General features: G+C 35.3%; 16 protein-coding genes, 1 riboswitch and 1 other annotated feature. All 16 genes read left to right on the plus strand.

The window, feature by feature from the left end; all coding sequences use genetic code 11:
* Positions 1–3: 3 nt before the first annotated feature.
* The 16 genes from pyk (at position 4) to rpmI (ending at position 21,332) form a co-directional block, all read left to right on the plus strand.
* Positions 4–1,764: a pyruvate kinase gene (gene pyk, locus KM149_RS05520; protein WP_060829781.1), complete on the plus strand. Its 1,761-nt coding sequence runs from the start codon at positions 4–6 to the stop codon at positions 1,762–1,764.
* Positions 1,765–2,232: 468 nt separating this feature from the next.
* Positions 2,233–3,351, plus strand: a complete 1,119-nt coding sequence (locus KM149_RS05525; protein WP_165545578.1) for a citrate synthase — start codon at positions 2,233–2,235, stop codon at positions 3,349–3,351.
* A 44-nt stretch (positions 3,352–3,395) separates the two neighbouring features.
* Positions 3,396–4,658 carry an NADP-dependent isocitrate dehydrogenase gene (gene icd / locus KM149_RS05530; protein ID WP_050345520.1) on the plus strand — a complete coding sequence of 421 codons (1,263 nt, stop codon included), beginning with the start codon at positions 3,396–3,398 and terminating at the stop codon, positions 4,656–4,658.
* Positions 4,659–5,009: 351 nt separating this feature from the next.
* On the plus strand, positions 5,010–5,714 hold the full coding sequence (locus KM149_RS05535; protein WP_050330698.1) for a response regulator transcription factor: 705 nt from the start codon (positions 5,010–5,012) through the stop codon (positions 5,712–5,714).
* Positions 5,715–7,415 carry a two-component system histidine kinase PnpS gene (gene pnpS, locus KM149_RS05540; protein ID WP_165545577.1) on the plus strand — a complete coding sequence of 567 codons (1,701 nt, stop codon included), beginning with the start codon at positions 5,715–5,717 and terminating at the stop codon, positions 7,413–7,415. It begins immediately after the preceding gene.
* 293 nt (positions 7,416–7,708) lie between these two features.
* Entirely contained in the window at positions 7,709–10,336 is a 2,628-nt protein-coding gene (gene polA, locus KM149_RS05545) for a DNA polymerase I (protein WP_214970037.1), read from the plus strand.
* A 19-nt stretch (positions 10,337–10,355) separates the two neighbouring features.
* Positions 10,356–11,228: a bifunctional DNA-formamidopyrimidine glycosylase/DNA-(apurinic or apyrimidinic site) lyase gene (gene mutM / locus KM149_RS05550; RefSeq protein ID WP_165545575.1), complete on the plus strand. Its 873-nt coding sequence runs from the start codon at positions 10,356–10,358 to the stop codon at positions 11,226–11,228.
* Positions 11,229–11,242: 14 nt separating this feature from the next.
* Positions 11,243–11,869 carry a dephospho-CoA kinase gene (coaE, locus tag KM149_RS05555; protein WP_214970035.1) on the plus strand — a complete coding sequence of 209 codons (627 nt, stop codon included), beginning with the start codon at positions 11,243–11,245 and terminating at the stop codon, positions 11,867–11,869.
* Positions 11,870–12,231: 362 nt separating this feature from the next.
* Positions 12,232–13,245, plus strand: a complete 1,014-nt coding sequence (locus KM149_RS05560) for a glyceraldehyde-3-phosphate dehydrogenase (protein WP_165545573.1) — start codon at positions 12,232–12,234, stop codon at positions 13,243–13,245.
* A 227-nt stretch (positions 13,246–13,472) separates the two neighbouring features.
* Positions 13,473–13,940, plus strand: a complete 468-nt coding sequence (gene nrdR / locus KM149_RS05565) for a transcriptional regulator NrdR (RefSeq protein ID WP_050330704.1) — start codon at positions 13,473–13,475, stop codon at positions 13,938–13,940.
* Between the two features lie 3 nt (positions 13,941–13,943).
* Positions 13,944–15,323, plus strand: coding sequence for a replicative helicase loading/DNA remodeling protein DnaB (gene dnaB / locus KM149_RS05570; protein WP_241415563.1), 1,380 nt, complete (start codon positions 13,944–13,946; stop codon positions 15,321–15,323).
* Positions 15,323–16,246 (plus strand): primosomal protein DnaI, encoded by a 924-nt coding sequence (gene dnaI / locus KM149_RS05575; protein WP_050330706.1) that lies wholly within the window; start codon positions 15,323–15,325, stop codon positions 16,244–16,246. The genes dnaB and dnaI overlap by 1 nt, the downstream gene beginning before the upstream one ends.
* A gap of 315 nt (positions 16,247–16,561) precedes the next feature.
* Entirely contained in the window at positions 16,562–18,499 is a 1,938-nt protein-coding gene (thrS, locus tag KM149_RS05580) for a threonine--tRNA ligase (RefSeq protein WP_050330707.1), read from the plus strand.
* A 56-nt stretch (positions 18,500–18,555) separates the two neighbouring features.
* Positions 18,556–18,727: riboswitch (Lysine riboswitch) on the plus strand.
* Between the two features lie 140 nt (positions 18,728–18,867).
* Entirely contained in the window at positions 18,868–20,376 is a 1,509-nt protein-coding gene (locus tag KM149_RS05585) for an amino acid permease (protein ID WP_165545571.1), read from the plus strand.
* 41 nt (positions 20,377–20,417) lie between these two features.
* Positions 20,418–20,554, plus strand: a sequence feature (ribosomal protein L20 leader region).
* A 24-nt stretch (positions 20,555–20,578) separates the two neighbouring features.
* Positions 20,579–21,106 (plus strand): translation initiation factor IF-3, encoded by a 528-nt coding sequence (infC, locus tag KM149_RS05590; protein WP_081635164.1) that lies wholly within the window; start codon positions 20,579–20,581, stop codon positions 21,104–21,106.
* 25 nt (positions 21,107–21,131) lie between these two features.
* On the plus strand, positions 21,132–21,332 hold the full coding sequence (gene rpmI, locus KM149_RS05595; RefSeq protein ID WP_016425303.1) for a 50S ribosomal protein L35: 201 nt from the start codon (positions 21,132–21,134) through the stop codon (positions 21,330–21,332).
* Positions 21,333–21,385: the final 53 nt, after the last annotated feature.

Genomic DNA, 21,385 nt, shown 5'->3' on the forward strand with positions numbered 1-21,385 from the left:
CAAATGAAAAAAACTAAAATCGTTTGTACGATTGGACCAGCATCAGAATCAGAAGATATGTTAGAAAAGTTAATGAAAGCCGGCATGAACGTGGCGCGTTTAAACTTTTCTCATGGCTCTCATGATGAGCATGCAGCACGTATCCGTTCAATTCGTAAAGTAGCGAAAAAGTTAGAAAAAAACATTGGTATTTTACTTGATACGAAAGGACCTGAGATTCGTACGCACAATATGAAAAATGGTGTGATTACATTAGAAAAAGGTTCGCATGTTACAGTAAGTATGCATGAAGTAGAAGGTACACCGGAAAAGTTCTCTGTCACATATGAAGAATTAATTAATGATATTGAAATCGGTTCATTTATTTTATTAGATGACGGATTAATTGAATTAGAAGTTGAATCAATTGATCACGCTGCGGGTGAAGTACACTGTAAAGTTCTTAACACTGGTGAACTTAAAAATAAAAAAGGTGTGAACTTACCAGGCGTGAGTGTGAACTTGCCAGGTATTACTGAAAAAGATGAAGAGGACATTCGCTTTGGTATTGACCAAGATGTTGACTTTATTGCTGCAAGTTTCGTAAGACGTTCAAGTGACGTTTTAGAAATCCGTAGAATTTTAGAAGAAGTGAAAAACGATACAATCAGTATTATTCCTAAAATTGAAAACCAAGAAGGTATTGACAACATAGATGAAATTCTTGAAGTTTCTGATGGTTTAATGGTAGCCAGAGGCGACATGGGCGTTGAAATTCCACCAGAAACAGTACCAATTGTTCAAAAAGATTTAATCCGTAAATGTAATAAATTAGGTAAACCTGTTATCACTGCAACGCAAATGTTAGATTCAATGCAACGCAATCCACGTGCGACAAGAGCTGAAGCTTCAGACGTTGCCAATGCTATTTACGATGGTACAGATGCGGTTATGTTATCTGGTGAAACAGCTGCAGGTGCTTATCCAGAAGAAGCAGTTAAAGCGATGAATAACATTGCATACGCTGCTGAGCAAGCACAAGATTATAAAAAGCTCTTATCAGATCGTACAAAACTTGTAGAAACTTCACTTGTAAATGCAATTGGTGTTTCTGCTGCACACACAGCGTTGAACCTAAAAGTAAACGCAATCGTTGCTGCTACTGAAAGTGGTACAACAGCACGTACTATTTCAAAATACAGACCAAAATCAGACATTATTGCAGTGACACCATTCGCAACAACAGCACGTCAATGTACGCTTGTATGGGGCGTTTATCCTGTTGTACGTGAAGGTAACTACACAACAGATGAGTTGTTAAATAATGCAGTTGCAACAGCAATTGAAACAGAACGTGTTGAAAAAGGTGATTTAATCATCATCACAGCAGGTGTACCGACTGGTGAATCAGGAACTACAAACTTAATGAAATTACATCTCATCGGTGAAGATTTAGCAAACGGGCAAGGTATCGGACGTAACTCAGCTGTTGGAAGAACAGTAGTTGTGAATGATGCATCAGAATTAGAGGGACAAAATCTTGAGCAAGCTGTTATCGTAACACCTTCAGTTGATGAAAAAATGGTGCCTTATTTAGATCAAGCAGTCGCGCTCGTTACAGAAGAAGCAGGTTTAACATCTTCAAGTGCGATTTTAGGGTTAGAAAAAGGTATTCCAACTGTAGTAGGCGTTGAAGATGTAGCTAAAACGATCCCAAGTGGTATTTTAGTAACGGTAGATGCAGCGCAAGGTAAAGTTTATGAAGGTTATGCCAACGTACTTTAAAATTAAATAGAATTCGCAATAAGTAAGAACGGAACACAGCGAGATGATTTTTTAAATCGATAACCGATATTAATTATTTCGAGTGTTTGTGGGGGCGAAACTAGGGTATCTAAATATAAAATTTAGACCGTAGTTTCGTCCTTTTGTTTTTGTTTAAGAGTTACATAAAAAGTGATATTGCACTTAAAGCGTGAAATTTTAATAAATCCAAGTCATCAAATCTTTTTATTATGAATGATAAGGAATGCAAATAATCGTAAATTGATGTAATGATTACGGATGAAAAGACAAAAGAAAACGTTTTATATCAGGGTTTTCGAAAAATATGAAATATATATTTCTGAGTTTGAAATAAGATTATTTTTAAATACGACCGTTCTTAAAATGTTCACAAATTGCTTCATATTGGCTATAATAATATATGAAAGCCATTACAAAGAACGAATATAAAGTAAAGGGGAAATTCATATGGCAGAATTAATGAGAGGTCTTGAAGGGGTAATCGCTGCTGAAACTAAAATCAGCTCAATTATTGACAGTCAATTAACTTATGCAGGTTATGATATTGATGACCTGACAGAAAATGCACAATTCGAAGAGGTTATTTTCTTATTGTGGAATTATCGATTACCTACAGAACAAGAATTATCTGAATTAAAAGAAAAATTATTTAAGTATATGACTTTAAATCCAAGAATGTACAGTCATTTTGAAGAATATACGACAGATGAGGTACATCCAATGACGGCGTTACGTACGTCAGTTTCTTATCTCGCTCATTTTGATGAAAATGCGGACGATAATGGGGAAGAAGCATTGCAAGAAAGAGCGATTCGAATTCAAGCAAAAATTGCGTCACTTGTTGCATCATTTGCTCGAGTAAGAGATGGGAAACAACCTGTAAAACCGGATGCATCATTAAGCTATGCAGCAAACTTTTTATATATGTTACGTGGCGAAAAACCGACAGATGTTGAAGTTGAAGGTTTCAATAAAGCTTTAATTTTACATGCTGATCATGAATTAAATGCGTCTGCTTTCACAGCACGATGTGCCGTATCATCATTATCTGATATGTATTCAGGTATCACTGCAGCGGTAGGTTCACTTAAAGGGCCTTTACATGGTGGAGCAAATGAACGTGTAATGAAGATGTTAACAGAAATCGGCTCTATTGATAATGTTGAACCTTATCTAGAAAAAGCATTTAAAAACAAAGATAAAATTATGGGATTTGGTCATCGTGTTTATAAAAATGGTGATCCACGCGCCAAATATTTAAAAGAAATGAGTCGTAAAATTACGGATGAGACAGGTCAAAGTGATCTATACAAAATGTCAGTTAAAATTGCTGATATTATGAAAGAAGAAAAAGGCCTACTCCCTAATGTAGACTTCTATAGTGCGACTGTTTATCATAGTATGGGGATAGAACATGATCTCTTTACACCTATCTTTGCAGTCAGTCGTACTTCAGGGTGGACTGCACATATTTTAGAACAACTTAGAGATAATAGAATTATGCGTCCACGTGCAACTTATGTGGGTGAAGTTGATCGTAAATATGTTCCAATTCAAGAACGCTAAACCTATTGCATTTAAGATGATTTAAAATTCGGAGGTATATAACAATGAGTGAAAAGATCGTAAAAACGGATAATGGTTTACAAGTCCCTAATCAACCTATCATTCCATTTATTATTGGTGACGGTATCGGGCCTGATATTTGGAAAGCAGCGAGTCGTGTTATTGATGCAGCTGTTGAAAAAGCATATTCTGGAGAAAAAGCAATTTCATGGAAAGAAGTGCTAGCAGGACAAAAAGCATATGATCAAACAGGTGAATGGTTACCTTCTGAAACGCTTGATACAATCAAAGAATACTTGATAGCGATTAAAGGACCTTTAACAACTCCAATCGGCGGAGGTATCCGTTCATTGAATGTTGCATTACGCCAAGAATTGGATTTATTTACATGTCTACGTCCAGTACGCTGGTTCCAAGGTGTGCCATCACCAGTGAAACGACCACAAGATACAGATATGGTCATCTTCCGTGAAAATACTGAAGACATTTATGCAGGCATCGAATTCAAAGAAGGTACAGATGAAGTTAAAAAGGTAATTGATTTCTTACAAAATGAAATGGGCGCAAAAAATATTCGCTTCCCTGAAACTTCTGGTATTGGTATTAAGCCTGTATCGAAAGAAGGGACTGAACGATTAGTACGTGCTGCGATTCAATACGCTTTAGACAATCAACGTAAATCTGTAACGCTTGTGCATAAAGGGAATATCATGAAATTTACTGAAGGTGCCTTTAAACAATGGGGATATGATTTAGCAGAGAAAGAGTTTGGTGATCAAGTCTTCACTTGGCAACAATATGACCGTTTAGTTGATGAAAAAGGTAAAGATGAAGCTAACCGTATTCAAGATCAAGCTGAAAAAGACGGTAAAGTTATTATTAAAGACTCCATTGCGGATATTTTCTTACAACAAATTTTAACACGTCCAGCTGACCATGATGTAGTGGCAACAATGAATTTAAATGGTGACTATATTTCTGATGCCCTTGCTGCACAAGTCGGAGGTATCGGTATTGCACCAGGCGCAAACATTAACTATGAATCTGGTCATGCTATTTTCGAAGCAACGCACGGAACAGCACCAAAATATGCAGACTTAGATAAAGTTAACCCTTCTTCTGTATTATTATCAGGTGTATTAATGTTAGAACATTTAGGTTGGCAAGAAGCTGCAGATTTGATTACGCAAGCAGTTGAAAAAACAATTGCTTCTAAAGTTGTAACTTATGATTTTGCACGCTTGATGGAAGGTGCAACTGAAGTTAAAACATCTGAATTTGCAGACGAATTAATTAAAAATCTTTAATCAATAAGATGATATACAATGGGAATCAGATCGAGACTTCAATCTAATAATGAAGATCTCGTTTGATTCCTTTTTTAGTGACTCGAATTCAACCTTTAATGAGACGCTCTATTTCGTTTCAATGCCATCATTATTATTTACTTAAAGTATTTGTATAGCGAAAGTAAGTTTCATTAATCGCGCTTATTATAAAGTGTAAAAAGTTCTATTTAATGTATCCATATATAACGAACCGCTTTTATATTGAAATTATTAACGTTACATTAAGTTATTGTAAAGTTACTTAACTATATATTATTTTTGGGTTCATTTTAAGTTATAATGAAATTAATATCATAAGGAGGTAGATGTATGGCTCAAAGAGTGCTTGTCGTTGATGATGAACAATCAATCGTAACATTATTAAAATATAATCTTGAGCAAGCGGGGTATGTAGTTGAGATTGCCCAAGATGGTGAGGAAGCATTGCAAAAAGAAAAAGAAACAAAGCCTGATTTAATTGTTTTAGATGTCATGTTACCAAAAAAAGACGGTATAGAAGTCTGCAAAACGATTCGATCAGATAAAAATCAAGTTCCCATTTTAATGTTAACTGCAAAAGATGACGAATTTGATCGTGTGCTTGGTCTTGAATTAGGTGCAGATGATTATATGACCAAACCATTTTCACCAAGAGAAGTTGTCGCACGTGTCAAAGCGATTTTGCGTCGTTCATCTGTCGTTGATTCTGTAAAAAATGAAGACGAGGATGAAGATATTGTCATTGGCAATATTAGAATTCGTCCAGACTTTTTTGAAGTTTATCGTAATGATACATTACTAGAATTAACACCTAAAGAATTTGAATTATTATTATATTTAGTCGAACGACAAGGCCGTGTCATTACACGTGAACATATGCTGAATTCAGTTTGGAATTATGAATTTGCGGGTGATTCTAGAATTGTTGATGTCCATATTAGTCATTTACGAGATAAGCTTGAAGAGAATCCGAAACAGCCCCAGTTGATTAAAACAGTACGTGGTTTAGGGTATAAATTGGAGCGACCAAAATAAATGATAAAATTTTATCACAAGCTTTTAATTATACTTACAACGATCACTGTTGTAAGTTTTCTTTTATTAGGATTTATCGTGCATAATAGCATTTATTTAAAGTCAGTAGAGTATGAGAAAAAGTCTTTAATAAAAGAAGCGACACAAATTATCACTTTAAATAAAGAAAATAACCCCCAACGCATCCAAGAACTTGCACGTATTTATGATACGAACATGCTTATTATTGAAAAAGGGCAAAGAACGGAATTTAAGACGAATCACGATAAAATAGAATCACAAAAAGAAAAGCAAGTTTTACAACAATTAAAAAGTGACAATAATGCATATGAATTGGATGCTAAAACAAAAAAATATTGGTTTGGTTATCGTAAAGATGATACGACGTTATTGATTAATGGCTCTTTTGACATGGTTTACGAATTGCAATTACAATTTTGGAAGTATTTAATTTTAGTTGGTATGTTTATCATCGCACTTATCTTTTTTACAGTGCGTTATATCAACCGAACATATATCCAACCGATAAATGAAGTCTCTTATGCTGCCTCACTTCTCACTGACGGTAACTATCGAGTGAGAGTTCCTGAGAGTAGTGTTAAAGAAATGAGAGAGCTTTATGTAACGATTAATGTTTTAGCACGAAGATTGGAACAACTGAATAGCGAACAAAAGATTCAACGCAATCGTTTAGTCACGACACTCGAGAATATCCCAAGTGCAGTTTTGATGATAGATAAAAGTGGGAAAATTGTGGTAGCCAATCAAACTTACTATACGATTTTTAACGAGTCACATAATGTTGAAAATCAAGATTATGAGAAATATCTACATCCAACATTGAAAAAACTCGTTGTAGAAGGTTTTCGAACTGAAAAAGCGGTATATGAACAAGTTGAAATCTTAATCAATCATATTCATCAAAAATTTTTCGATACTTCGTGTGTGCCTATATTGTCTCGAACAAAAAAACATTTACAAGGGATGGTTATTGTACTTCATGATATTACGCAGCTCAAGAAACTTGAAAATTTAAGAAGAGACTTCGTAGCCAATGTATCTCATGAACTCAAAACACCGATCACGTCTATGAAAGGTTTTACAGAGACATTGATTGAAGGTGCGAAAAATGATGAAGCATCTTTAGATATGTTTCTCAATATTATTTTGAAAGAGTCAAATCGAATTCAATCTTTAGTAGAAGATTTACTTGATTTGTCTAAAATTGAGCAAAATACGACGGTTGAAAAACATCGGATTGATCTTTCTGAAGTCGCAAAATCTTCTTTTTCTGTAATAGAGCATATTGCCAATGAAAAATCGATACGCTTAGTTGATGAAATTGAACCACATATTTTTGCGATGGCAGATGAAGGTAAAATTTCGCAAGTGATTGTAAATTTAATGACAAATGCCGTCAATTATTCTCCAAAAGACAGTACTGTGAGATTATTAGTCTATCGAGATGACATGCATCCTGTTATCGAAGTCATTGACCAAGGTATTGGAATTGATGAACAAGAAAAATACCGTATTTTCGAAAGATTTTATCGGGTGGATAAAGCGCGAAGTCGAGAATCCGGTGGCACAGGTTTAGGGCTATCGATTACTAAGCACATTGTTGAATCCTATCAAGGAAGTATTGAAGTAGAGTCAGAATTAGGTAAAGGCTCAAAATTTAAAGTTGTATTGCCTGAGTAATATTAAAATAGAGACAGCGCATCACAAGAGAATGTGACGATGAAACTGTAATGAAAACAGCAAAGCTAAATTTTGACGTTACAGTGGCAATTAGATTTCATAAATGCCCCAAATGGAGGGTTTAAAGAAATCTTAATTATCATCGCTCATTCTTTTTATGTATTGATTGATAATGTGATCATCACAACAGCCTATTTTTTAATCAAAAGTGGTGTATGCTGATAAAAGAGTTAGATGACACCTCTATGCCTGAATATGATAAAATAAGGACAAACAATAATGGAGGGAATTGCGTGGATAAACTCATATTAATAGATGGTAATAGTCTAAGTTTTAGAGCATTTTATGCCTTGCCATTATTAAAAAATAAAGCTGGCATTCATACAAATGCCGTCTATGGCTTTGCACGATTACTAGAAAAGATTTTAAAAGAAGAACAACCGACTCACTTTTTAGTTGCGTTTGATGCTGGAAAAACGACATTTAGACATGAAACGTATAAAGAATATAAAGGAGGCCGTCAAAAAACACCGCCTGAGCTTAGTGAACAGTTACCTTATATTCGTCAACTGCTAGATGCTTATCAAATCAAGCGATACGAGTTAGAAAATTATGAGGCTGATGATATTATCGGTACCTTGAGTCAAGCTGCTGATGAAGCAGGTATGCAAACCATTATTATTACAGGTGATCGCGATTTGACTCAATTAGCGACAGATAATGTCACAATTTACTATACAAAAAAAGGGGTTACGGACGTCGATCACTATACACCGGACTTTATCTCAGAAAAATATAATGGATTAACACCTAAGCAAATTATAGATTTAAAAGGATTGATGGGAGATACATCAGATAATATTCCTGGTGTTGCTGGTGTAGGTGAAAAAACAGCAATCAAGCTTTTAAATCAATTTGAAACCGTTGAAGGTGTTTATGCGCATCTTGATGACGTGACTGGTAAAAAGTTAAAAGAAAAACTTGAAAACAGTCGTGAAGATGCATTAATGAGTAAGCAATTAGCAATTATCAATTGTGAAAGCCCGATTACAGTGACATTAAACGATGTTAAACGACCACAAGAAATCGATGAATCAGAAAAAGTGTCACTATTTAAAACACTAGAATTTCGACAACTATTAGAAGAAATCGATATTGAAACAATTCAAGAGGCACCGGCAAAAGAATTTAAAGTCACACAAGATATTTCAAAATTAGATTTGACTCAATTAAAAGAAGCAGCTATCCATGTTGAGGTTGCAGGACCTAATTACTTAAAAGATGATTTACTCACATTTGGTTTGTTCGATGGACAAAATTATTTCGTCATCCCATTTAATCAGTTAAAAGCGCATTCAGATTTAGTCCAATGGTTAGAAGATAAAGAGACCGAGAAATGGGTCTATGATGCGAAAAAAACATATATCGCAATGAAACGAAATGAGATTGCAATTCAAAATATTCGCTTTGATGTGATGCTTGCAAGCTATATCATTGATCCTTCTAGAACGATAGATGACATTGCTTCAGTTGTATCTCATTTTAAACGTACTTATGTAAAAGACGATATTGCCATTTATGGTAAAGGAAAATCTTATCACGTACCAAAAGATGAAATTTTGTACGTACATATTGCTTCTATTTTAGATGCAATTCATGAAGTACAACCTCAAATGATGGAAATTTTAGAGGCTCATCAACAAACAGTGCTGTTATCTGAAATTGAACTACCACTCGCTTCAATATTAAGTGAAATGGAAGCAGTAGGGATTTATACAGATGTCGAGACTTTAAAAAATATGGAACAAGATTTACAAGCACAACTGGATGATTTGATTCAAGCGATTCACGACCTAGCGGGAGAGCCCTTTAATATTAATTCACCAAAACAGTTAGGTGTCATTTTATTTGAAAAATTAAAGTTACCGATTATTAAAAAAACGAAGACAGGTTATTCCACAGCGGTGGATGTTCTTGAAAAGCTTCAGGGTGAACATCCGATTATTGAATATATTTTAACTTACCGCACACTTTCTAAATTACAGTCGACATACGTCGAAGGTTTACAAAAAGTAATTTGGGATGATCAACGAATTCATACGCGCTTTAATCAAACACTTGCACAGACAGGTCGACTGTCTTCCGTCGATCCAAACTTGCAAAATATTCCAATTCGCTTGGAAGAAGGTCGCAAAATACGTAAAGCGTTTAAATCAAGCCACGATGATTACGTTATTTTAGCTGCGGATTATTCTCAAATTGAATTACGCGTTTTAGCGCATATTACAGGAGATCCGACTTTACAAAAAGCATTTATCGACGAAGAAGATGTTCACATGACGACAGCGATGAAAGTGTTTAATGTTGATGCAGATCAAGTAACGTCAATGATGAGAAGACAAGCGAAAGCTGTTAATTTTGGAATCGTTTATGGTATTAGTGATTACGGCTTGAGTCAAAATTTGGGTATCAGTCGAAAAGAAGCGCAACGTTTTATCGATGATTATTTGGACCATTTTCCTGGCGTGAAAGACTATATGGATAATATTGTTCAAGATGCGAAACAACATGGTTATGTAGAAACGCTTCTAAAGCGTAGAAGATATATTCCAGATATTACGAGTCGAAACTTTAATAAGAGAGGTTTCGCAGAACGAACTGCGATGAACTCTCCAATTCAAGGTAGTGCAGCAGATATTATTAAATTGGCCATGGTTAATTTTGATAAAAAAGTTCGTGAGACCGATTTTAATGCCAAACTATTATTACAAGTGCATGATGAGCTTATTTTTGAAGTTCCGAAAGATGAAGTGCAAGCATTTAGCAAATTTGTTGAAGATATTATGGCAAATGCGTTAGAATTGGATGTTCCGTTAAGTGTAGAATCAGATTATGGGCGTACATGGTATGATGCTAAATAGAAAGTAGGTCAGTTCGAAAATGCCAGAATTACCAGAAGTTGAACACGTCACAAGAGGAATCAAACCATTTGCTTTAAACCAAAAGATTATTGATGTGTCTTTTTCTCAACCTGTTATTTTAGGAAAAGAAAATGGAAAGGCAACGATTATAAAAGGTATAAGTCTTGACGACTTTAAACGATATACAGTGAACTATACGATTACAAATATTCAGCGCCGAAGTAAATATATTTTATTTGAGATTCAACATGAACAATTAGAACGTATGTTAATTTCTCATCTAGGCATGGCTGGTGGATTTTTTATCGTAAATGAAATCGATGATATACCGATATTAAACTATCGAAAACATTGGCAAGTGGTCTTTCACTTAGAAAATGGTATGAAACTAGTGTATAGTGATATTCGTCGTTTTGGTGAAATTAGAAATGTTGAAGCATTAATGGATTATCCATCTTTATTAGAAATAGCACCAGAGCCATTTGAAGATGAGGCTTTAGCACATTTTCTGTCTAAAAGTAATGAAAAAAAATATTCAAGGATGGCAATAAAGGCATTTATTTTAGACCATCGTGTGATTGCCGGATGTGGCAATATTTATGCGTGTGAAGCTTTATTTGATGCGAAGTTGAATCCTAACACGACAGTGAATCAGCTATCAGATGCACAAAAAACTGAAGTATTCGATAGTGTTGTGAAAGTGCTTAATATGGGTATTTTGAATGGTGGGACAAGCGTCTCAGATTATGTTCATGCAGATGGACAAAAAGGAACAATGCAAGATTATTTAAATGTTTATAAGAAGAAAAACTGTACGTCTTGTGACTCGGCAATAGAAACGGCGATTATAGCAGGACGTAATACACATTTTTGTCCGGTTTGCCAAAGATAGGGAAGAGGGAGATTATGCCAAAAGTAATTGGATTAACAGGTGGGATTGCAACAGGCAAATCCACGGTTGCAGCGTTATTGGAAGTTCATGGATTTAAAATTGTTGATGCAGATCTTGCATCTCGAAAAGCTGTCGAAAAAGGTTCTATAGGTTTACGACAAATACAGAAACAGTTCGGCGAAGAAGCCATTAATGAAGATGGCGAAATGGACCGCGCTTATATTGCACAACAAGTTTTTTATGATGATGAAAAAAGAAAACAACTGAATCAAATCGTTCATCCGATTGTGCGTGAATTGATGCAAAAAGAGCGAGATCATTATCTAGCTGAAGGCCATGATGTCGTCATGGATATCCCATTATTGTATGAAAATGGACTTGAAGATACAGTTGACGAAGTATGGCTTGTCTATGCATCAGAGCCGATTCAAATAGATCGGTTAATGGAAAGAAATCAGTTATCAATTGATGATGCTAAAGCACGTATATACAGTCAGATTTCCATTGATAAAAAGAGCAGAATGGCCGATGTCGTTATTGACAATTTAGGCTCTAAGCTTGAATTAAAACAAAATTTAGAACAACTATTAGCGGAAAAAGGCTATTTAAATGCTGATGATGATTCTAATGAAACGATATAACAACTTAATATGATTTTTCAGCAACGCCACGTTGTAGCGCATGTCAAAACATTATTTAGCATTTTTGGCATGCGCGATGTGTTACAACGGTGCGTTGCTTTTTTATTATAAAATTGTGACTCACTTTCTTGAAGATGGAGCTATTTAATTATGGACAAAAATGTTTCAGAGATAGGGCCTTCACTATAGAGCATCTTTAATTCATCAAACGATTTGAATGATATATATGAAAAACACAAACATCAAATGTTATTTATTGAAAACAATAAGAAAAAATTATCAAAGAAAACGGTTTCAAATCGACTTTAATATGATATACTAATTTCTATAAGTATAACACATTATTAAGGAGTGCTTTTATCATGACGACAAAGATTGCGATTAATGGTTTAGGGCGAATTGGCCGTATGGTTTTAAGAGTAGCATTGAATAGAGAAGATGTAGAAGTAGTAGCTTTAAATGCAAGTTATCCACCTGAAACGATAGCCCATCTTCTTAAATATGATACAACACACGGTCGCTTTAATCAGACTGTTGAAGCAACTGAAAATGGTATTAAAGTAGATGGAAAAGAAATTAAACTCGTTTCAGATCGTAATCCTGAAAATTTGCCATGGGGTGAGCTTGATATTGATATTGTAGTTGAAGCAACAGGTAAATTTAATCATGGTGATAAAGCAAATGCTCATATTAAAGCAGGGGCAAAAAAAGTAATTTTAACGGGACCGTCAAAAGGAGGCGAAGTGCAAACAATTGTGAAAGGTGTAAATGATCATGAATTAGACGTCATGCAATATGATGTGTTCAGTAATGCTTCTTGTACAACAAATTGTTTAGCACCTGTCGCAAAAATTTTGAATGATCATTTTGGGATTGAAAATGGTTTAATGACAACGGTTCATGCTGTGACAAATGACCAAAATAACTTGGACAATCCGCATAAAGATTTAAGACGCGCACGTGCTGCCTTTGAAAGTATTATTCCGACTTCGACTGGTGCAGCAAAAGCATTATCACTCGTTTTACCAGAGTTAGAGGGCAAATTACATGGTATGGCATTACGTGTACCAACTAAAAATGTATCTTTAGTTGACTTAGTTGTTGATTTAAAACAAACAGTTACAAAAGAAGATATTAATCGTGTTTTTAGAGAGAATGATTTAGATCAAGTTATTGCAATTTCTGATGAGCCGTTGGTTTCAGATGATTTTACGACTGATGCGCATTCTGCAATTATTGATGCTGAGTCTACGATTGTAATGGGGGATAAGAAAGTTAAGGTACTCGCATGGTATGATAATGAATGGGGCTATTCCACAAGAGTTGTCGATGTATTACAGCAAATCGCATCACAACTCAAAGTCAAAGTCGCATAATAATACGATGTGTCAATAAGTTGGCATGAGACTGAGAACACCTTAAAACAAATTATTAATATTAACTAAAATCAATATAAAGGTTGAGACGATTTTGAAATTGTCTCAGCTTTTTTGTGCAAATAAGGAAAATTGCGAATTCAATTGCGTTAAAATAGGCGTAACTTTTGAAATAAATAGGTTTGTAGTATAATTAAACAAAATTAAGATGAAGAGGTGACAAAGTCGTGAAATGTCCAAAATGTAATCATACGCAATCTCGAGTTGTAGATTCGAGACATGCAGATGATATGAATGCCATTAGAAGAAGACGTGAATGTGAACATTGTGGGACACGTTTCACTACTTTTGAACATATAGAGATGAGTCCGCTCATTGTTGTGAAAAAAGATGGTACAAGAGAACAATTTAACAGAGAGAAAATCTTAAACGGACTTGTACGTTCATGTGAAAAACGTCCCGTCCGATTCCAACAACTCGAAGAAATTACGAATCAAGTTGAATGGAAATTACGCGAATCCGGTATTGCTGAAATTTCATCGCGGGAAATAGGGGAGCACGTGATGGATTTATTGATGCATGTTGACCAAGTTTCTTATGTGCGCTTTGCATCCGTTTATCGAGAATTTAAAGATGTTGATCAGTTATTGAAATCAATGCAGGGGATTTTGAAAGAAAACAAGCGGAGTGAATAAATAATGAGTCAATTCATTTATCAAAGCCAATTAAGTCCACACGACGGATTTGTCGTCATGCGCCGTTTCTATTTTCATGCGGTTCATTACGATGTGTTAAGTCGTTTGTTCACACCTTTAATTGGTGCTGAAGCAATTGGCGTATATCAATTTTTAAATCAATTTGAAGGTGTATCTTTTGAAGAAGGTTATACCCATTATACAATGATGTCAGAATTAAAAATGGGCTTAAGACAGTTTAGAGAGTTTTTAGATTTACTTGAAGGAATAGGACTATTAAAAACCTTTGTTCAGCAATCTGAGAATACAACTCAGTTCGTTTATGAATTATTGCCACCTCCTTCAGCACAGCGTTTTTTTAACGATCCAATGTTATCTATATACTTTTACGAGGTTGTTGGTCAACAACGCTATCATCAAATTAAAAAAACGTTTATACCTACATCTAAAGAGCTATCAGGTTATACAGAAGTAACTAAAAAATTTACAGATGTATTTAAAGTGCCAAAATATCAATTGGTGTCACAAGATGAAAATCTTAAAGAACGGCAATATGAAGGTTTGGACTTAACAGACGTTTCCTTTGATTTTGAGTTGTTAGCTGACATGTTACAATCTCATTATGTAAGTAAGAATATTCTTTCAGAGCCAACGAAATCTTTAATTATCCAATTGGCAACATTATATCGTTTATCACCGGATGTGATGAAAGCAATTATTTTAAAATCACTCAATGCCGATCAATCATTGTCAGTTACAAACTTAAGAAAACAGGCACAAAGCTATTACCTTATGGAACATCAGCAAGAATTGCCAGCGTTACAAGCACAGAATCTTGAACTTGCAAGTGATGAATCAAAACAGTCAACTGAAGCCGTTGAAGTGTCAAACTGGGATGAATGGTTTGATTTAATGGATCATACAAGTCCGATTGTTATGCTAACATCTTATGGAGGATCTGAACCGCCACGCTATCAAAAAGAGATGATAGAGGAATTGATGCGGCGAGAAGGATTTAGTTTTGGTGTTATTAATATTTTATTACAGTTTGTGATGCAAAAGACGGATAATAATTTACCAGAAAAATATGTTTATTCTGTTGCATCGACTTGGAAAAAAAGTGGTGTAACCGATGCACGAACAGCGTATGATAAAGCAATGGAAGTTCAAAAAAATCAAGATAATGCAAATCAAAAACGCTATGAATCCACTGCTCAAAATCAAAAGCGTGGCTACCGTCATGCACCATCAGAAAAACAGCCACGTTGGATTACACATCCAGAAGAATATCAACAAAAAGAAGAAGATCAAGAAGCGTTAGCAAAGGATAGAGAGGCGTTTCTTAATAAACTAAAAAATAAAAGACGGGCAGGTGAAGATTAATGAAAAGTTTCAATAGTATTATGGGAAACCATCAAAACCTTGATCAAAAAATACAAGAGATTAAACGACAAGTATTAAATGATCCAGATGTAAAAGCTTTTTTGAATGCGCATCAATCAGAAGTAACGAACAGAATGATTGATGAAGATTTAAATATTCTTCAAGAATATAAAGATCAACAAAAGCATTATGATGGTTCGCACACGTACGAGAACTGCCCAAACTTTGTTAAAGGTCATATACCTGAACTTTATATAGAAAACCAACATATTAAAATTCGTTATAAACCTTGTCCATGCAAAATAAGACATGACGAAGAGCAACATGCTAAAAGTATGATTACATCTTTCCATATGCATCCAGATACACTCAATGCTAAAATTAAGGACATTTATATGACGAGACGTAATCGCTTGGATTTAGCTATGAGGCTGGATGATATGATTGATGCGATGATTGATAAACGACCTGTGAAAGGACTATACCTATACGGAGAGTTCGGCACAGGGAAATCCTTTATTTTGGGTGCAATTGCGAACGAATTGAAGGATAACCGTGTACCTTCAATGATTATTTATGTCCCTGAATTTATACGTACATTAAAAAATGGTTTTAAAGACGGTTCTACTTCCAAACGTATTCAACAAGTGCGTGAAGCACGAGTTCTTTTTTTAGATGACTTAGGTGCAGAAGATATGACGCCTTGGGTACGTGATGAAGTTTTAGGTCCTATTTTACATTATCGAATGATTCAAGAACTCCCAACATTTTTCAGTTCGAATATGAGTTTACAAGAATTAGAAGATCATTTGGCGACCACAAAAAATGGGACAGATGTGATGAAAGCGAAACGTATTATGGAACGTGTCAAAACTTTAAGTGAAGCGTATTTATTAGAAGGAGAAAATTATAGAAAGCATTGAAAAAATAAATTTTAGCGTTATAATAAGGATAAATAAATATTGATTTTAAAGTTTGAGGATTCGATACGAACGGAAGTTATGGTACAGAGAGCTACTGGCGATGAGAATGTAGTGCATAACCCTTTGTGTTACTCCCTCTATAGATTGGTATTTGTAATGAATACCCGGATCAAGACCGTTATCTTATGTAGAGATGTCATTGCAGAGATATGTATGGCAAATTAGGGTGGTAACACGAAGACCTCGTCCCTTTGTTGGGATGGGGTCTTTTTTATTTTCAAAACTTTAACGACAATCAATGATAGGAGGAACATTATGTCAGAAATTAAAGTACGTTTTCCAGATGGAAGTGAGAAAGCTTTCGAACATGGTACAACTACAGAAGAGATTGCACAATCCATTAGCCCAGGGTTAAGAAAAAAAGCGGTTGCTGGTAAATATAATCAACAGATGGTGGATTTGACTCGTCCATTAGAAGAGGATGGAACACTTGAAATCATTACACCAGGTAGTGAGGAAGCTTTGGAAGTGCTGAGACATTCTACAGCGCATTTGATGGCACAAGCTTTAAAACGTTTATACGGCGACGTTAAATTTGGTGTTGGTCCTGTAATCAATGAAGGCTTTTATTATGACTTTGATATGGAAGAAAAAGTTTCGAGTGATGACTTTGAAAAAATTGAAAAAACAATGAATCAAATCATTAATGAAAATCAAAAAATCGAACGCCGTGTTGTTTCACGAGATGAAGCTAAAGCATTTTTTGCGAACGACCCGTACAAATTGGAATTAATAGAAGCCATTCCAGAAGATGAGTCCGTAACACTTTACAGTCAAGGTGAGTTCACTGACCTTTGTCGAGGTGTCCATGTTCCTTCAACATCAAAAATTAAAGCTTTCAAACTTTTATCAACTGCTGGCGCTTATTGGCGTGGTGATAGTAATAATAAAATGTTACAACGTATTTACGGTACAGCATTTTTTGATAAAAAAGACTTGAAAGCACACTTGAAAATGCTAGAAGAACGAAAAGAACGTGATCACAGACGTATTGGTAAAGAAATGGAATTGTTTACTAATAGTCCGCTTGTAGGTGCAGGTTTACCGCTATGGTTACCGAATGGCGCAACAATTCGTCGTGAAATCGAACGTTATATTGTTGATAAAGAAGTAAGTCTTGGGTATGACCACGTTTACACACCTGTGATGGCGAATGTTGATCTTTATAAAACTTCAGGCCATTGGGATCATTATCAAGAAGATATGTTCCCAACAATGCAACTTGATGCAGACGAAGCGATGGTATTAAGACCTATGAACTGTCCTCATCATATGATGATTTACGCTAACAAACCGCACTCGTATCGTGAATTGCCTATTCGTATCGCTGAGTTAGGTACAATGCATCGTTATGAAGCAAGTGGTGCCGTGTCAGGACTCCAACGTGTTCGAGGCATGACTTTAAACGACGCACATATCTTTGTAAGACCTGATCAAATTAAAGATGAATTCAAACGTGTTGTAAAAATGATTTTAGATGTTTATGAAGATTTTGGCTTTGAGGATTATAAATTCCGTTTGAGTTATCGTGATCCAGAAGACAAAGAAAAATATTTCGATGATGACGATATGTGGAACAGAGCGGAAAAAATGTTGAAAGAAGCTGTCGATGAACTAGGATTGCCATATGAAGAAGCGTTAGGTGAAGCGGCATTTTATGGTCCAAAACTTGATGTTCAAGTTAAAACAGCAATGGGTAAAGAGGAAACATTATCAACAGCACAACTTGACTTCTTATTGCCAAAACGATTTGAATTAACTTACATTGGGCAAGATGGAGAACAGCATCAACCTGTAGTTATTCATCGTGGTGTCGTTTCAACAATGGAACGTTTTGTTGCCTTTTTAACTGAAGAAACAAAAGGAGCATTCCCGACTTGGTTAGCACCACAACAAGTTGAGATTATTCCTGTTAATAACGATTTACATTATGATTACGCCCGTCAAGTTCATGATGAGTTAAAATCTCAAGGTGTGCGTGTGCATATCGACGATCGTAATGAGAAAATGGGCTATAAAATAAGAGAGGCGCAAATGAAAAAAATTCCTTATCAATTAGTAGTTGGAGATAAGGAAATCGAAAACAATGAAGTTAATGTTCGTCAATATGGATCTAAAGATCAAAAAACAGTTGAAAAAGATACATTTGTGTGGGAATTGATTGACGAAATTCGATTAAAAAAACAGAGATAATTATTGCTACTACATGAAGACTGATGTATAGTATAATCTAAATATAAATATTATTTGATTGAGTTAGAGGCGCGATTTTAAAGAGTAATCCTTGGTTTGTATTGATGATACTGACACCATAAGATGAAAGGGAAAGTCGCCGAAATGAGAAGTGGTCATCAACACTTCTTGTTGGGCTAGTATTCGAAAGGAACTAGACTGTCACAACAGTGATGCGCTACCTATTAATATAAAATTAACAGAGGTTGCGTCCAGTTTTTGATGCAATCTCTGTTTTCGTTTCTATTAAGGTCGTTTTAATTTGCGTAATTCATCTAGCGACATAAGATTTGTCTAAACCTCTAAGCAATTGGGAAAGGATTAGGAAAATGAGTAACGAAAAAATTGAAAATCAAAATACAGTTCAGCGTCATTTGAAAGATCGACATATTTCTATGATTGCTATAGGTGGAGCGATTGGGACGGGTTTGTTTATGACATCTGGTGGCGCCATTCATGATGCAGGTCCTTTAGGGGCTTTGCTCGGTTATTCCATTATTGGGATTATGGTGTTTTTCTTGATGACTTCACTTGGAGAAATGGCGACGTATTTACCAGTTTCAGGATCATTTAGTACCTATGCAACACGATTTGTTGATCCTTCTTTAGGCTTTGCTTTAGGATGGAACTATTGGTTCAACTGGGTTATCACTGTTGCTGCTGATGTCACTATTGCTGCACAAGTCATTCAGTACTGGGCGCCTTTACAATTTTTACCTGCGTGGACATGGAGCTGCATTTTTATGGTCATTATATTTGGACTTAATGCTTTGTCTGTGCGAGTTTATGGCGAAAGTGAGTATTGGTTTGCATTTATTAAAGTCGCAACTGTCATTGTTTTCATTATCGTAGGTGTACTGACTATCTTTGGTATTATGGGCGGTAAAGCCGTTGGGTTTGACACATTTACTCAAGGTGATGCGCCATTATTAGGTAATGGTGTAGGCGGAAGCTTGCTCGCTATTTTTGGTGTATTTTTAATTGCAGGTTTCTCTTTCCAAGGGACAGAATTAATTGGGATTACAGCAGGTGAATCTGAAAATCCAGAACGTGCAGTACCAAAAGCGGTTAAACAAGTTTTTTGGAGAATATTATTATTTTACATTTTTGCCATTTTCATTATCGGTATGTTAATCCCTTATAACTCTCCAGCACTTATGGGTGGTGGAGATGATATTGCAACTTCACCGTTTACGCTTGTGTTCAAAAATGCTGGTTTAGCCTTCGCTGCTTCATTTATGAATGCTGTCATTTTAACATCAGTATTATCTGCAGGAAATTCCGGTATGTATGCAAGTACGCGTATGCTCTATTCAATGGGGAAAGATGGTTTAGCTTCAAAAGTGTTTAGTAAAACGAACAAGAATGGGACGCCAATAATTTCTATGCTTTCTACTGCTGCTATCGTTATTTTAATCTTTACAGTTCAACATCTTAGCGGTAACGCTTATGAATATATCGTTGCTGCCAGTGGTTTAACAGGTTTTATTGCATGGGTCGGTATTGCAATCAGTCATTATCGGTTTAGAAAAGCTTTTCACGCACAAAACTATGATATTGATCAATTAAAATATAAAGCGAAGTTATACCCATTTGGCCCAATTCTTGCTGGTGTGCTTTGCACCATTGTCATTATTGGACAGGACGTTGATTTAATCCAAGGTGGCGGCTTTGATCTCAATCGTTTCTTAATTACGTATATGGGTATTCCAGTATTTTTAATCTTTTTCTTTTATCATAAACTGAAATATAAAACGAAACTGATTCCAGTAAAAGAAGTTAACTTAGATAAAAATGTTGAAACAATTGAAAAAAACTTCCAAAAAAGCATTGACTAAAGTTTAATACGTTGGTATGATTGTATTTGTTGAATACGAAACGGACCAAGTAGAAGCTTCCCGCTTCTCACCTGTGGCGACGCAAAAAGCTGTTGGCAGGTTAACGATTAAACATGTGAAGTATGTTCATGTTAACGTGAAGAGCGGGGGTAACGCACCCTCGCTTTTTTTCGTGCTTGGACCATTCGTAAATTTTTTGGAGGTGTCAACCATAGCTAAGGATCAAACGCAAGTTAATGAAAAGATTCGCGCAAAAGAATTACGTGTCATCGGTCAAAATGGTGACCAAATTGGTGTAAAATCTAAAAATGAAGCATTGGAGATGGCAGACCGACTTGGTTTAGATGTCGTAATTGTCGCTCCAAACGCTAAGCCACCTGTTGCTCGTATTATGGATTACGGTAAATACAAATTTGAGCAACAAAAAAAAGAAAAAGAAATGAAAAAGAAACAAAAAGTTATCAATGTTAAAGAAATACGTCTTAGCCCGACTATTGAAGATCATGATTTCAATACGAAGCTTAAAAACGGACGTAAATTTTTAACTAAAGGTGATAAAGTTAAAGTTTCAATTCGTTTCAGAGGGCGTGCAATTACACATAAAGAAATTGGCCAACGCGTTTTGGAAAAATATGCTGAAGCGTGTAAAGACCTTGCTACAATAGAGCAAAAGCCTAAAATGGAAGGTCGCCAAATGTTCCTTATGTTAGCCCCAATTAATGAAAAATAAAAAGTGATTATAGGAGGAAAACATCATGCCTAAAATGAAAACCCACCGCGGAGCTGCGAAACGTGTAAAAAGAACAGGATCTGGTCAACTTAAACGTTCTAGAGCTTATACGTCTCACTTATTCGCAAACAAATCTACAAAGCAAAAACGTAAATTGCGTAAAGCTTCTTTAGTTTCAAAAAGTGATGCAAAACGCGTTAAACAATTATTAACATACGTAAAATAATATTTAATAAAGAATAAAAGATTGAGATGAGGTATGACAGAGCATACCCTAGA

This window comes from Staphylococcus coagulans (assembly GCF_022557135.1).
Classification (GTDB): Bacteria; Bacillota; Bacilli; order Staphylococcales; family Staphylococcaceae; genus Staphylococcus; species Staphylococcus coagulans.

Excerpts from the sequence above, each read along its gene's own strand:
- pyk (WP_060829781.1), top strand. The coding sequence starts at position 4 with ATGAAAAAAACTAAAATCGTTTGTACGATTGGACCAGCATCAGAATCA.
- KM149_RS05525 (WP_165545578.1), top strand. The coding sequence starts at position 2,233 with ATGGCAGAATTAATGAGAGGTCTTGAAGGGGTAATCGCTGCTGAAACT.
- icd (WP_050345520.1), top strand. The coding sequence starts at position 3,396 with ATGAGTGAAAAGATCGTAAAAACGGATAATGGTTTACAAGTCCCTAAT.
- KM149_RS05535 (WP_050330698.1), top strand. The coding sequence starts at position 5,010 with ATGGCTCAAAGAGTGCTTGTCGTTGATGATGAACAATCAATCGTAACA.
- pnpS (WP_165545577.1), top strand. The coding sequence starts at position 5,715 with ATGATAAAATTTTATCACAAGCTTTTAATTATACTTACAACGATCACT.
- mutM (WP_165545575.1), top strand. The coding sequence starts at position 10,356 with ATGCCAGAATTACCAGAAGTTGAACACGTCACAAGAGGAATCAAACCA.
- coaE (WP_214970035.1), top strand. The coding sequence starts at position 11,243 with ATGCCAAAAGTAATTGGATTAACAGGTGGGATTGCAACAGGCAAATCC.
- KM149_RS05560 (WP_165545573.1), top strand. The coding sequence starts at position 12,232 with ATGACGACAAAGATTGCGATTAATGGTTTAGGGCGAATTGGCCGTATG.
- dnaB (WP_241415563.1), top strand. The coding sequence starts at position 13,944 with ATGAGTCAATTCATTTATCAAAGCCAATTAAGTCCACACGACGGATTT.
- dnaI (WP_050330706.1), top strand. The coding sequence starts at position 15,323 with ATGAAAAGTTTCAATAGTATTATGGGAAACCATCAAAACCTTGATCAA.
- thrS (WP_050330707.1), top strand. The coding sequence starts at position 16,562 with ATGTCAGAAATTAAAGTACGTTTTCCAGATGGAAGTGAGAAAGCTTTC.
- KM149_RS05585 (WP_165545571.1), top strand. The coding sequence starts at position 18,868 with ATGAGTAACGAAAAAATTGAAAATCAAAATACAGTTCAGCGTCATTTG.
- rpmI (WP_016425303.1), top strand. The coding sequence starts at position 21,132 with ATGCCTAAAATGAAAACCCACCGCGGAGCTGCGAAACGTGTAAAAAGA.